We start from the raw sequence: 12579 nt of genomic DNA, 5'->3' as shown, positions 1-12579 counted from the left end.
CCCTCCTAATTCGTCATAGTCGCATACAGTTGCTTTAATTTTCCCTGTACCGACAAGTCTAATATTTGGTCGCCCAACACTACTTTCAAACCGCCAATTAATTCGGGTTCGGTTTCAAAAGCAGCCTGCAAACGAACATTAAATCGCTGTTCTAAATCGCCGACAATTTTGGCTTTTTGACCTTCGCTAGCGACATCATAAGCAGTGTAAATCACAGCACGCTTGGCTTGATTTTTTTGCAAAACCAAATCTTGAAAGGATCGGAAAATAGCTGGTAAAGCTGCCAATCGCTTTTCTTGCGCCACTACGAGAATGAAATTTCTAAACTCATGACTTTTTGCAGCCTTAACACCGTCCAACAAGCGAGTCAATTCTGCTGCTTTTTGTTCAGCATCAGAACTCGATTCACCAATCAACATTGCGATTTTCGGCTGTTCAACTAACCACGCCAACTGAGCCAAACCATTTAGCCAATTTTCCGTTTGCGCTTTTTCTTCTGCCAACTCAAATAAAGCTTTGGCATAAGGTCGAGCAACAGTTGCGAACTCTATCATAGCCTTACAGCTCCTGTTTTAAGGCACTCAACATTTGAGCGTGTTGCGATTCATTTACTTCACGACGCAAAATCGCTTCTGCACCTTTAACTGCTAATGTAGCAACTTGCTCACGCAAAGCTTCACGAGCACGATTAGTTTCTTGCTCTACATCGGCTTTGGCTTGCGCTGCGATACGCGCGGCTTCCGTAGCAGCCTGCACTTTGGCATCTTCTACGATTTGTGCTGCGCGTTTTTCTGCATTAGCAACCATTTCGGCAACCTGAGTACGCCCTTCGGTTAAGAGTTCTGCAACTTTCTTTTCTGCTTGCTCAAAATCGCTTTTACCGCGCTCGGCAGCAGCCAAGCCTTCAGCGATTTTGTCAGCGCGCTCATCCAACGCCTTTGCAATAGGTGGCCATACATATTTCATGGTAAAGCCAACCAAAATGAAAAAGACGATGATTTGCGCAATTAAGGTTGCATTTAAATTCACTTTACTGCCCTCGTATAGGGGTTAATCAAAAATACCGACTGATTAAGAAGCAGCAAATGGATTAACAAAGGCAAACAACAATGCAATCGCCACGCCAATCAAGAATGCCGCATCAATCAAACCAGCAATCAAGAACAATTTAGTTTGCAATGGACCAATCAATTCTGGCTGACGCGCAGAAGATTCTAAATATTTAGAACCTACCATTGCGATACCGATAGATGCACCCAAAGCACCCAAGGCAACAATCAAACCACATGCGATAGCAATCAAACCCATGATAAAACTCCCAGTTAAAGAAAGGTTAAAAAAAGAAAATGAAACTTAGTGATGGTCGTGCGCTTGTCCAATATATACAAACGCCAAAGCCATGAAAATAAACGCTTGCAAGGTAATTACCAAAATATGGAAAATTGCCCATGCCGCACCTGCAATAATATGGAATACAAACATAACTGGGTCTAGCAAACCAACGCTACCCGACGCTGCCCACGCACCGCCCAATAACGCAATCAGCATAAACACCAATTCGCCCGCATACATATTACCAAACAGTCGCATACCATGCGAAACGGTTTTAGAGAAGAACTCCAAAATATTCATTACAAAGTTGATTGGCCCTAATTTTGAACCAAATGGCGCAGAAAACATTTCGTGCATCCAGCCGCCAAAACCTTTAATTTTGATGCTGTAATAAATACAAGTCAGCAAAACGCCAATCGCCAAAGCCAAAGTGGTATTCAAGTCAGCAGTTGGCACAATACGCAACAGTGCATGATGTTCGCCTGTCATACCTTGGAATACGCGCGGCAATAAATCTACTGGCAGCATATCCATGGCATTCATCAAGAAAATCCATACAAACAGCGTCAAACCCAACGGCGCAACCACTTTGCGAGATTGTTCGTTATGGATAATGCTTTTGCACATATCATCAACAAACTCATACAAAATTTCTACGGCCGCCTGGAAACGACCTGGCACGCCTGACGTCGCGGTTTTTGCACCACGCCACAACAAATAGCTGCCTGCAATACCCAATAAAATGGCGAAAAACAGCGCATCTAAGTTAATAAATGAAAAGTCTGCGATGTTACGCAAACCTTGCCCTTCTGTAACATCCGATAAACTGGTCAAGCTCTGCAAATGGTGCTTGATGTAATCGGCTGGCGTTGTTGCTTCACTTGCCATAACGATGAACCTTTAAAAAAAACAAAAAAACCAAATGACTGACTGCTAATAAACCAATAAAGTAAGGGATAAATTGTATGCTTGGATACAAGCAAAATACCGATACCATAAAAATTAAAGCCAGTACTATTTTTAAAATTTCTGCTGCAATAAACGCAGAACCTGCCAGCACAGGATATGGACGCAAAAACTTTAAAATTAATACCGCAATTAAAGTAGGCAAAATATAAGACAAACCACCCAAAACCATTGATAAAGCAGTCTGCACACCAAAAAACAACCACACAAACAAGGTTAATACGGTTATCGTAATCACTTGTAGTCCAACCAATAAAAACACCTTGTTACCCACGTCTTCCGTCTTTCAAGCGGTGCAAATATAATCAAACCGCCTTATATCGTCAAGCAAATTCGTTAATTATTGTGAAATCACGTTTTTTTATTCCATTTACACAACGTCTCGACCACATATTTGTGCAGGCTGCTTGCTTTATACCGCAACCAATACGACTTACCTATGCACTACATACTATTTCAGCTATATGGATATTACGTTAAAACATGATAAAATACGCGACCTTTGTTTTACATTACTTTTGTTTCAGTAAGGATAAATTATGGCTGGACACAGCAAATGGGCGAATATTCAACACAAGAAAGCGCGCCAAGATGCCAAACGTGGTAAAATTTTTACCAAATTAATCAAAGAAATCACGATTGCAGCCAAACAAGGCGGCGGTGACCCCAATGCGAACCCACGTTTGCGCTTGGCGATGGATAAAGCGTGGGACAACAATATGCCCAAAGACAACGTTCAACGCGCCATCGATAAAGGCACAGGCAATTTAGAAGGCGTGGATTACATCGAATTGCGTTACGAAGGCTATGGCATTGGTGGTGCAGCGGTAATGGTTGATTGCATGACCGACAACAAAACGCGCACCGTTGCCGATGTACGCCATGCGTTTACCAAACACGGTGGCAATTTGGGTACAGATGGCTGCGTGGCGTTCAATTTCGAACATCAGGGCTATTTAGTTTACACCAATGCCGACGAAGACGCACTCATGGAAGCCGCTTTGGAAGCAGGTGCGGAAGATGTTTTGACTGATGACGATGGCGTAATTGAAGTGATTACCGCACCAGCCGATTGGGCGCAAATCAAAATCACATTGGAGCAGGCTGGCTTCAAAGCCGAAGATAGCGATGTAACCATGCGCGCGCAAAACACAACCGAATTGAGCGGCGATGACGCAGAAAAAATGCAAAAGCTTATCGATGCCTTGGAAGATTTAGATGATGTGCAAAATGTGTACACTTCTGCCGTGCTGAATTTTGAGTAATAAATACTTGTGCAGGCTGCTTGCATTCACATACAAAGCAGCCTGCACAGTTAATTTTAAAGTATTTAATTATCTTGCACATTTTTACAAATTATTTACAAGAACCGCTTTTCAGATTAATATGCGTTTTCTTGTTTTTGATTTGTTTTTTTGGTTTTTATTAATAGAAAGTGGTCGCATTTTATGAGTACCCCAACCCCAAACAAACCCGCAACAGCTGGCATGTTTACTCGTTACCGAAGCATGATTGTGTTGATTGCCTCATTCTTGGTTGTTTTGTCAGCCGTGATGATTAGCTCTATTTTGCTGTCTCGACAAGTAAACGAGCACAATAAACAATATACCGTTGCCGAATCTATGCACACGGCATACTTGAAAGTGATGCAAAGTTTGCTGTCGCTTAAACTGAACTATGGCGAAGACCCAAACAGTCCACACATTGCTCATACGCTAGCCGCACTCAAAGAGAATCGCATTAGATTTGAAAGCAGTATTAACGCACTACTCAACGGTGGTGAGCACAAAGTAGAAAGTGGTGCAACAATTAATATCTCCGCATTTGACGAGGACCCTGTTGTGGCTCAAGAACTTAACAAAGCCTTGGAATTGTGGAAACCCTTAGTTCAAGATATTGATGAATACCTGAAAACAGCCACCTCCCCTACGGGTACATCTGTAAACTTGGACTTGGCAGTATTGAAAGCACAAGGTTCAGCAGAATTGACAGACGAAAGCATCGTAAAATCATTAAATGCTGTGCAAGCGCACCTTGCAACCAATAACAATGCGTTAACATGGTTGCAAACAACAGGTATCGTGGGTGCATTAGGATTCTTCGTTATCTTCATCTTCTACTCTATCCGTAAATTGTTTGCGTCTGACTTGGCAGCCGAAGCCGCTCGTCAAGAAACGACAGAAATCATGGATACAGTAAGCACAGGTTTGTTCCTGTTAGACAGAGACTTGAACTTGGGTTCGCAATATTCTAAACACTTGGAAAAATTGCTGGGTCAATCCAACCTGGGACAACGCAACTTATTGGATATTTTGGGTGGTATGATTTCTGATGATGATTTGAACACAACCAACGCATTCATCGGACAGCTTTATAACCCGCGTACAAAAGAACGTTTGATTGGTAGCTTAAACCCATTGAATCGTCAACCTGTTATGGTAAAAGGCAGCAATGGCAAACAGGAACTGCGTTATTTGGACTTTGCATTTAACCGCGTATACCACGAAAAAGAAATTGCACGTGTATTGGTGAACGTATCTGATGTAACCGATGCGGTATTGCTGGAACAAAAAATTGAACAAGAACGCGAACAAAATGACGTTCAATTGGAAATGTTAAGTACCATTTTGCAAGCAGACCGTCGCATGATTAACGAGTTTGTACGCAGCATCAAACGACGCAATACCAACATCAATAACACATTGAAATCTCCTGGTGAACGTCAATCTGAGTTGTTGGAAAAAGTACAGACTATTTTCCGTGAAGTACACAGCTTGAAAGGTGAAGCAAGTACGCTGAAACTGCACGGCTTTACCGTGATGGCAGAAAACTTGGAAACCGAATTGAACAAGTTATCCAAAACCAGTAGCTTATCTGGTGAAAACTTCTTGAGCTTGGCGGTTCACTTGGAAGAATTGATGCGTTTGACACAAACCATTGAAGAGTTGGTTCAACGCTTGGGTAATAGCGATATATCTTCACCTAGCGCAGCAGCGCCAGCCAAACAAAATACGGTTGCCGATTTCTACAATCAATTTGTTGGCGATTTGGCAAAACGCAATGGCAAAAATGTCGATTTCAGCTATGTTGGTATTGAAGAAACCAAACATGAAGAAACCGATGCAACGATTCGTGAAATTGCCGTTCAGTTGTTACGCAACGCAGTCGTACATGGTATTGAAACCCCAGAACAACGCACTGCAGCACGCAAATTGGCAGCAGGACACGTTCGCATGGAATTGTTAGACAACGGTTCAGGTGCATACACTTTAACCTTGGAAGACGATGGCAAAGGTATTGACTATGAAGCGATTCGTGCAAAAGCTGTTCGAATTGGTCAATACAGTCAAGAAGATGCGGCTAAACTGGGTCAAAAAGAATTGCTGAGCTTAATTTTCAGCTCTGGCTTCTCTACCTTAGACCAATCTACCGAAGATGCTGGTCGTGGTGTTGGTTTAGATATTATTAAAGACCGCGTAGTCGCTTTGGGTGGTAAAATTGGCGTTGCAACCCACGCTGGTGCATATACAAGATTTAGCTTTACTTTCCCTAAAAAATATTGATAACAGGAAAAACACATTATGGCTTATAAACTCATGATTGTTGATGATTCCAATGTGATTCGTAACCGTATTTCTCGCGGTACTAGTCGTATGGATATTGAAGTAGTTGCCACTGCAACCAACGGCTTGGAAGCAGTTGAACTATTCAAAAAACATCGCCCAGATATCGTAACTATGGACTTGACCATGCCCAAAATGGACGGTTTAGAATGTATTTACGAATTGACCGATATTGACCCTAACGCCAATATCTTGGTAATTTCCGCTTTATCGGATAAAGCAACTGGCATTAAAGCCCTGCAATTAGGCGCACGCGGTTTTATTTGCAAGCCTTTTACTGATGAAGATTTATTTGAAGCACTTGAAGAAATGATGGAGTAAACATTAAATGAAAGAAGATAAATTACAGGTATTTTTGGAAGGCGTACAAAAGTACTTTCATCAAATGATGGACCCAGAAGAATTGGTGGTTGGCACACCTTATTTGGTAGAAAACAGCGTGCCTTCTGCAAAAGATTTTACTGGCGTGATTGCGATTTCTGGCAAAAGCAAAGGCATTGTGTATTTCACCGCACCAAAAGAATTGCTGGAACGTTTGTTGGTTTTGATGGGCGAACGCGATATGAGTGAAGCCTTCATGATTGACTTGGTGGGCGAAGTGGCAAATACCGTTGCAGGTAATGCTCGTAGTGAATTTGGTGAAGAGTTTGAAATTTCTGTGCCTATCGTATTACGCGGTGCACCAGACGAAATCTTATTACCACGCAAAGACCGTTCTTTTGTGATTCCAATCAACTGGAAAAACCGTAGCGCAGCCATTGTGGTATCGTTGCGTAAATCCTAATCGCTAATTGGCAAAGCAGCCTGCACATTTTGTTTGCGGGCTGCTTTTTCTTTTATTTGATATAATGCCGTTTTTTTTGATTTCACATAAGGATAACGATTATATGAAAAAATCTATCACACTCATCATTGCCAGCGCATTAGCATTGGCAGCTTGCGGTCAAGCACCCCAACAAAACGCAGCCAACAACAGCGCATCAGCCACTTCTGCTGCCAGCTCTGCCGAATTGAGCACAGGTGCAGCCCCTGCGGTTGAGCCCACTGTTTTGACCAGCAAAGACAATGCATTCCGTTTCAATCCCGATGCCAGCTTTACCGATAAATCCAGCGAAAGCAGCCTGCAACCACAAGACGTGGCTGCTGACAGCATCACTTTGTTGCAATACGATGAAAACCGCAATTTGACTTTGACTGCGGTACAAAACGGCAAAGCCAAAGGCGAAGTACCTGCATTGTTGGGTAAAATCAAAACCCAGTTGCAAGGCGATAAAGCATTAAGCAATGTAGTCATTGACGACACCGCCGACCGTCGCATCGACTATCGCTTTGTTCGCAAAGACAAAGACCAAAACATTGCCGAAAGCTGCTTTACTGTTGTAGCCAGCGATAATTCGATTGCGACCATTTGCGCCAGCAGCAGCGATATGTCTTTGGACGACGTGCATGACTTTTTGACGCGCACCGTAAAAGTAGGTGCATAATCCACATTGCCCACAACTAGCGAGCAAAAACTGGCTGGTTGTGGGCAATTTTTATCAAAGAAAAATACAATGACGACTCGCACACTTTGTCAAACTGAAACCTTTGTAAAACTACCATGCCGTCATTCCTGCCCCGCCTACGCGAGGGTAAACTACGGCAGGAATGACGAGTAAAAAAGTGCAGGCTGCTTTTTATTTTTCGCGCCGATTTTTACGCGCTTGACGCACACGACGTATCAACCACCATTTCACGCGAATCCGAATATCATAACCCACCGAATTCATACCCAATACAAACAAAACCACCGCCACAGGAATCGTAAAATAATACGCCAATTTTTGATAACCCCACGTCCCAATCACACCACCGAGCAAAAAACTGCCCAACATGCCCAGCAACAAGCGCATTTTGAGCCGATTCACGCGCACATCGGGCAAACGCGGATTGGTATCGATGCGGTAATACAGCACTTTGGATAGCTCAATTCCCAAGTCGGTTGCCGTCCCCGTCATGTGCGTGGAACGAATCACGCTGCCCGATAGCACCGTCAGCACCGTGTTGTGCATGCCCATAATAAAACACAGCAACAACACCGTTGGTTGCAACAACGCCCAGCCTTGCGACAAGCCCACGCCCATTAAGCCAAATCCCATCAAATATGCCGCTTCCAGCCACATGCTCATGCCGTAGCTGCTGCGAAATCGTTGGCGTTTTGCCCACAAAATCAACCAGTTTGCGTGTGCCGCACCCAAAATAAACGCCACCACACCAGCCAAACCTATCAATGCCATTTTCCATTGTCCTGCGTAAATTTGGTCTGCCGAATGCGACAACGCGCCCGAAATGTGTGATGTATATTGGTTTACCGCAAAAAAACCGCCTGCATTAATCGCCCCAGCCAAAGCCGCCATCATATAACCCAGCAAACGAAACCGAAAATCTGAAATTTCGCCGCTGTGTAAATAAGGTTTATCCGCCTGCCAAAACGGGTGCTTTTTCGCATGATGTGTCATGATGAATCGTGCCTTTAACGGGATAATATTAAAGCGATTTTAACGCAACAAAAAGCAGCCTGCACTTTCTGTAAACAGAAAAAGTGCAGGCTGCTCTATTTAAGTTGATTTAGTTTATCGAGCGACTAAGCCGCTGCATCAAACAAACGTTGTGCTTCGTCCCAGTTCACCACATTCCAGAACTCTTTGATGTAGTCTGGACGGCGGTTTTGGAATTTCAAGTAGTACGCATGTTCCCACACGTCCAAAGTAATCAAAGGCGTGCCAGAGCAGCCTGCAAATGCCGCGCCCATCACAGGCGAATCTTGGTTAGCAGTAGAAACCACTTTCAATTTGCCTACTTCCACCACCAGCCAAGCCCAGCCAGAGCCGAAACGAGTTTGCGCCGCTTTTTCAAATTCCGCTTGAAACGCTTCCACGCTGCCAAAATCGCGTTCGATTGCTGCTTTCAAGCTGCCGCCCAAAGTCGTGCCCACTTTCAAGCCTTTCCAGAAGAAAGAATGGTTAGCATGACCACCCACATTGTTGCGTACTGGCGTTTGCTTGTCGGCTGGCAATTCTGCCAAGCGCGTTACCAATTCTTCCGCAGACAAGCTTTGAAACTCAACAGGCAACGTTTCCACAACCGCGTTGGAATTGTTTACATAAGTTTGATGGTGTTTGCTGTGGTGGATTTCCATCGTCATTGCATCAAAATGGGGTTCCAATGCGTCGTATGCGTAGTCTAGTTTAGGTAATGTATAAGCCATGATGTATTCCTTCATATATTGAATGTGTTATGCGAAAGGCTTGAATAATAAACATCTCTATCCAACAAGGCAAGACAAATCATAACCATATGAATATTAAATAAAATATACAAATAAAATCTTGCCAATTTAATCACGAGCAAGTAATCAAATCATCAATTAACCAAAAGTCAAATAATTTTAACAAAATTTAATATTTATTTGATATGAATCAATTTTGTTTAAAAATAGAATTCATTCTATTTTCTTCATAAACTAGAATTATTTTTATTAAAAATATAGGTAGAAATTATCAATTAATCATCATGGCTCAAACCATTCAATTTTCTCCCAAAAAAGCCGCGCCTAACGCCTTCCCTGACCGCAGCACACTGATGCCGATTTGGGGTGGACTCTCTATCCCAAACGACAAATGGCACACCATTTGGGAAAGCAAATTACCCCATTCATTAGACGAAGACGGCTTGGCATACGTCCACATTCCCTTTTGCGCAAATCATTGCGTATTTTGCGGCTTTTATCGCAACGCTTGGAAAGACGACATCAGCGCAGGCTACACCGACCGCGTGATTGCGGAATTGAAACGTGAAGCCGAAATCCGCACAGGTTCGGGCAAAATTCAGGCAGTCTATTTTGGTGGCGGCACACCAACTGCGTTGCACAGCCGTGATTTAGCGCGTTTAGTGGAAGCATGTTACCGCTATTTGCCGCTGGCTGATGATTGTGAATTTACGCTTGAAGGGCGCATGAGCCATTTTGATGACGAGAAAATTCAGGCTGCCATTAGTGCTGGCGTGAATCGTATTTCGATTGGCGTGCAAACGTTTGATACCACCATTCGCCGCCGTTTGGGGCGCAAACATTCGGGCGATGAAGCGCGTGCGTATTTAGAAAAATTGTGCAGTTATGATGTGATTACGGTGGCAGATTTGATTTTTGGGCTGCCAGCACAAACCGATAAAATTTGGCAGAATGATATTGCGATTGCCAGTCAGTTGCCGTTGTCGGGTTTGGATACTTATGCGTTTAATTGTTATCCCTTTTTGCCGATTAACCGCATGATTGAAAAAGGCGCGTTTCCGAAACCGTTGGGATTTGACCAGCAGTCGCAGCAATACGCTTACGCGGTGGCGGAATTGGAACGTTTAGGCTGGAATCAGGTCAGCAATAACCATTTTGCTTATCCCAATCGCGGCGAACGCAATCGTTATAACACGCTGGTTAAATCGAATATGCCGTGTTTGGCGTTTGGTTCGGGGGCTGGCGGTAATTTTGGCGGATTGAGTTATCAGGTGCAAAACGATTTGCAAGCCTATCTTTCAGGCAGCCTGCACGAAAAAAGTTTGTCGTTTTTGAGTAAACACAGTCCACAAAAAGAGATTCTAGGCGTGGTTCAACACGATATTGAGCTGGGCTTTTTGGATACGAAATTATTTTCAGGCAGCGATGAAGCGCAGAAATTGTTGCAGCAATGGCAATCGCTTTCGTTGCTGGAAATCGACGATAAATCGGGCATTGCCCATTTAAACACGAGCGGTCGCTATTGGTCGCCGACTTTAACGCGCAAACTGATGTTTGCACTCAATCCACCTGCTGATAAGGACACAGCTATGAATAAATTAACTCCTGAACAAAAAACCGTTTTACGCAATTCTTTGGCGGACAACGCTGGGCAAATTTTGGAAATGTTGGCAATGCAACATCAATGCACATTTGAAGAAGTGATTGAATGCTTGCCTGTGGATATGGTTAAAAAAACCGAAGGCGGTCGCATTGTGGAATTTTTGCAAGCGATTGCGGCATGGGACGAAGCGGTTACGTTTATCGCGCACACGCCTGACGCGATTGTGGAAGTAACAGGAAAAATCCCAAACGGCAAAGTGGGCGGCGGTTTTTATAATTTTGAACACGCAAAAGAAGGCGGCGTTCACGGTCATATTTATTATGATAACTGTGCGACAATTTATTTGCTGGAACGTCCATTTATGGGAAAAAGCACCGTTTCATTGAATTTTATCAATCGCAACGGCGGCGCGATGTTCAAGATTTTTGTTTCACGCGATGAAAACGGTGAATTGAAAGCGCATCAAATTGAAAAAATGCGCGAATTGATGAATGCAGGGGCTTGATGATGAATGTGATTTTTGGCGCAAATGGCGCGAGTGGACGCGAATTGATTGCGCTGCTCAACCCTAAAACCACGTTGGCAGCGTTGCGCGTTCCTGCAGAAGATGATTTTTTTGCCGCGCGAAATGTGGCGACTGACGTTGCGGACGCATTGGACGCGGAAGCTGTTGCCGCGTTGGTGGCGAAACATCAGCCGCAAATCATTGTGAGCTTTGTCGGTGGCAAAAATGAACAAGGCGTTCGCAGTGATGCGGTGGGCAATATTCATATTATTCAGACAGCCTGCACACACGCGCCAAATGCCCATTTGGTGCTGATTACCAGCATGGGTTGCGGCGAGCAATGGGAACACACCAGCGAGCCAGTTCGCCAATTTCTCGGCGAAGCATTGTTAGCGAAAACAGAAGCGGAAAAGGTGTTGCGTGAGAGCGCGTTGAATTGGACAATTGTCCGTCCGTGTGGTTTGAATAACGATGAGAGCGAGCAATATTGTTTGACGGAAAATCGTTTGGAAATGCCGCAAAATTATATGTCGCGCAATGGTTTGGCTCATGCAGTGGCGCATATTTTGGTAGAACCTGCGGCACATAATCATAAAGTTTATTCGGCGTGTGCGGAATAAAGTACCTCATAAATCTAGAATATTACAATAGCAAAAGCAGCCTGCACATTCAATCTACAAAATGTGCAGACTGCTTTTGTATTTTAGCAATACCGATTCCACTGCGCTTTTGGTACACGACAAGACTTTGAGTGATAGCAATCTCCTGTGCAACATAAACATAGTTTACATTTTTCCCTAAGGACATCGTTTACACCTTCAAGGTTTAGCATGCCAGTTCATTGCAGGTTGTAACTTCCCTTCCCGCTCATCAAACTGACCGAGAAAATGGAAACGATAAAAAATATGCCAAACACCATCAGCATAAGGAACAAAGGCTACTGCCTCATGCGCTAACACTTGGCTTAAATAGTAAGTTTTACCTTGCCATTTAATTTCACCACTGCCTTTTACTTGGCGCAGATGAACACCATCGCCGTAATCATAAGGCTCTATCTTGCCCGTATATAAACGTGTCGAGTGTGTGTAGCATTGCGCAGGTGTTTGACGGTCAATCCCTTCGTGAGAACGTTCATGATTGTATTCGTGAACGCATGTCGCCCATTTTGCTCTGGGTGTGCTGGTTTAATTCGTTCGGGGCGAATACCCAAATCAATCCACCATTTTGATAATCGGCTAATGCCACCCAATGCAGTTGAGGCAAAAGGTGCGCTATTATCAGA

At 43.7% G+C, this 12579-nt stretch carries 14 protein-coding genes; 7 read left to right on the top strand and 7 right to left on the bottom strand.

The window, feature by feature from the left end; translation table 11 throughout:
• Positions 1-5 precede the first annotated feature (5 nt).
• Genes BQ5809_RS04100 through BQ5809_RS04080 form a run of 5 tightly spaced genes read right to left on the bottom strand, consistent with a single transcriptional unit; the run spans position 6 to position 2572 of the window.
• Positions 6-554, bottom strand: coding sequence for a F0F1 ATP synthase subunit delta (locus tag BQ5809_RS04100; protein ID WP_003787221.1), 549 nt, complete (start codon positions 552-554; stop codon positions 6-8).
• A gap of 4 nt (positions 555-558) precedes the next feature.
• On the bottom strand, positions 559-1029 hold the full coding sequence (locus tag BQ5809_RS04095) for a F0F1 ATP synthase subunit B (protein ID WP_003787219.1): 471 nt from the start codon (positions 1027-1029) through the stop codon (positions 559-561).
• A gap of 42 nt (positions 1030-1071) precedes the next feature.
• The gene (gene atpE / locus BQ5809_RS04090) at positions 1072-1308 is read right to left on the bottom strand and encodes a F0F1 ATP synthase subunit C (RefSeq protein WP_003787217.1); all 237 of its coding nucleotides are present in this window, start codon (positions 1306-1308) and stop codon (positions 1072-1074) included.
• Between the two features lie 45 nt (positions 1309-1353).
• Positions 1354-2220 carry a F0F1 ATP synthase subunit A gene (atpB, locus tag BQ5809_RS04085; RefSeq protein ID WP_003787215.1) on the bottom strand — a complete coding sequence of 289 codons (867 nt, stop codon included), beginning with the start codon at positions 2218-2220 and terminating at the stop codon, positions 1354-1356.
• Positions 2210-2572 (bottom strand): ATP synthase subunit I, encoded by a 363-nt coding sequence (locus tag BQ5809_RS04080; protein WP_003789117.1) that lies wholly within the window; start codon positions 2570-2572, stop codon positions 2210-2212. Before BQ5809_RS04080 ends, atpB begins: the two co-directional genes overlap by 11 nt.
• Before the next feature lie 265 nt (positions 2573-2837).
• On the opposite strand from BQ5809_RS04080, the gene BQ5809_RS04075 reads away from it, so the two are divergent.
• The 5 genes from BQ5809_RS04075 (at position 2838) to BQ5809_RS04055 (ending at position 7405) form a co-directional block, all read left to right on the top strand.
• Positions 2838-3563: a YebC/PmpR family DNA-binding transcriptional regulator gene (locus BQ5809_RS04075; protein WP_003787211.1), complete on the top strand. Its 726-nt coding sequence runs from the start codon at positions 2838-2840 to the stop codon at positions 3561-3563.
• 222 nt (positions 3564-3785) lie between these two features.
• Positions 3786-5861 carry an ATP-binding protein gene (locus BQ5809_RS04070; protein WP_032827758.1) on the top strand — a complete coding sequence of 692 codons (2076 nt, stop codon included), beginning with the start codon at positions 3786-3788 and terminating at the stop codon, positions 5859-5861.
• Between the two features lie 18 nt (positions 5862-5879).
• Positions 5880-6242 carry a response regulator gene (locus BQ5809_RS04065; RefSeq protein ID WP_003787204.1) on the top strand — a complete coding sequence of 121 codons (363 nt, stop codon included), beginning with the start codon at positions 5880-5882 and terminating at the stop codon, positions 6240-6242.
• Positions 6243-6249: 7 nt separating this feature from the next.
• On the top strand, positions 6250-6705 hold the full coding sequence (locus BQ5809_RS04060) for a chemotaxis protein CheX (RefSeq protein ID WP_003787201.1): 456 nt from the start codon (positions 6250-6252) through the stop codon (positions 6703-6705).
• Positions 6706-6808: 103 nt separating this feature from the next.
• Entirely contained in the window at positions 6809-7405 is a 597-nt protein-coding gene (locus tag BQ5809_RS04055; protein ID WP_003789108.1) for a hypothetical protein, read from the top strand.
• Positions 7406-7597: 192 nt separating this feature from the next.
• Here the strand turns inward: BQ5809_RS04055 and BQ5809_RS04050 are convergent, their stop codons facing one another.
• On the bottom strand, positions 7598-8419 hold the full coding sequence (locus tag BQ5809_RS04050) for a YoaK family protein (RefSeq protein WP_003787198.1): 822 nt from the start codon (positions 8417-8419) through the stop codon (positions 7598-7600).
• Between the two features lie 125 nt (positions 8420-8544).
• Positions 8545-9168: a superoxide dismutase [Mn] gene (gene sodA / locus BQ5809_RS04045; protein ID WP_032133162.1), complete on the bottom strand. Its 624-nt coding sequence runs from the start codon at positions 9166-9168 to the stop codon at positions 8545-8547.
• Positions 9169-9473: 305 nt separating this feature from the next.
• Between sodA and hutW the strand changes: the two genes are divergently transcribed.
• Together hutW and BQ5809_RS04035 are read left to right on the top strand one after the other, a co-directional pair.
• Positions 9474-11297: a heme anaerobic degradation radical SAM methyltransferase ChuW/HutW gene (hutW, locus tag BQ5809_RS04040; RefSeq protein ID WP_003787192.1), complete on the top strand. Its 1824-nt coding sequence runs from the start codon at positions 9474-9476 to the stop codon at positions 11295-11297.
• Positions 11297-11917 carry an NAD(P)-dependent oxidoreductase gene (locus tag BQ5809_RS04035; protein ID WP_003787191.1) on the top strand — a complete coding sequence of 207 codons (621 nt, stop codon included), beginning with the start codon at positions 11297-11299 and terminating at the stop codon, positions 11915-11917. The genes hutW and BQ5809_RS04035 overlap by 1 nt, the downstream gene beginning before the upstream one ends.
• Positions 11918-12579 lie beyond the last annotated feature (662 nt).

Origin of the sequence: Kingella kingae ATCC 23330, from assembly GCF_900111845.1 — a bacterium.
In the GTDB taxonomy this organism is placed as follows: domain Bacteria; phylum Pseudomonadota; class Gammaproteobacteria; order Burkholderiales; family Neisseriaceae; genus Kingella; species Kingella kingae.
Note: the sequence above shows the minus strand (reverse complement) of the source record. Positions and strands in the feature narration are given on the sequence as shown.

Excerpts from the sequence above, each read along its gene's own strand:
- BQ5809_RS04100 (WP_003787221.1), bottom strand. The coding sequence starts at position 554 with ATGATAGAGTTCGCAACTGTTGCTCGACCTTATGCCAAAGCTTTATTT.
- atpE (WP_003787217.1), bottom strand. The coding sequence starts at position 1,308 with ATGGGTTTGATTGCTATCGCATGTGGTTTGATTGTTGCCTTGGGTGCT.
- atpB (WP_003787215.1), bottom strand. The coding sequence starts at position 2,220 with ATGGCAAGTGAAGCAACAACGCCAGCCGATTACATCAAGCACCATTTG.
- BQ5809_RS04075 (WP_003787211.1), top strand. The coding sequence starts at position 2,838 with ATGGCTGGACACAGCAAATGGGCGAATATTCAACACAAGAAAGCGCGC.
- BQ5809_RS04070 (WP_032827758.1), top strand. The coding sequence starts at position 3,786 with ATGTTTACTCGTTACCGAAGCATGATTGTGTTGATTGCCTCATTCTTG.
- BQ5809_RS04065 (WP_003787204.1), top strand. The coding sequence starts at position 5,880 with ATGGCTTATAAACTCATGATTGTTGATGATTCCAATGTGATTCGTAAC.
- BQ5809_RS04060 (WP_003787201.1), top strand. The coding sequence starts at position 6,250 with ATGAAAGAAGATAAATTACAGGTATTTTTGGAAGGCGTACAAAAGTAC.
- BQ5809_RS04055 (WP_003789108.1), top strand. The coding sequence starts at position 6,809 with ATGAAAAAATCTATCACACTCATCATTGCCAGCGCATTAGCATTGGCA.
- BQ5809_RS04050 (WP_003787198.1), bottom strand. The coding sequence starts at position 8,419 with ATGACACATCATGCGAAAAAGCACCCGTTTTGGCAGGCGGATAAACCT.
- sodA (WP_032133162.1), bottom strand. The coding sequence starts at position 9,168 with ATGGCTTATACATTACCTAAACTAGACTACGCATACGACGCATTGGAA.
- hutW (WP_003787192.1), top strand. The coding sequence starts at position 9,474 with ATGGCTCAAACCATTCAATTTTCTCCCAAAAAAGCCGCGCCTAACGCC.
- BQ5809_RS04035 (WP_003787191.1), top strand. The coding sequence starts at position 11,297 with ATGATGAATGTGATTTTTGGCGCAAATGGCGCGAGTGGACGCGAATTG.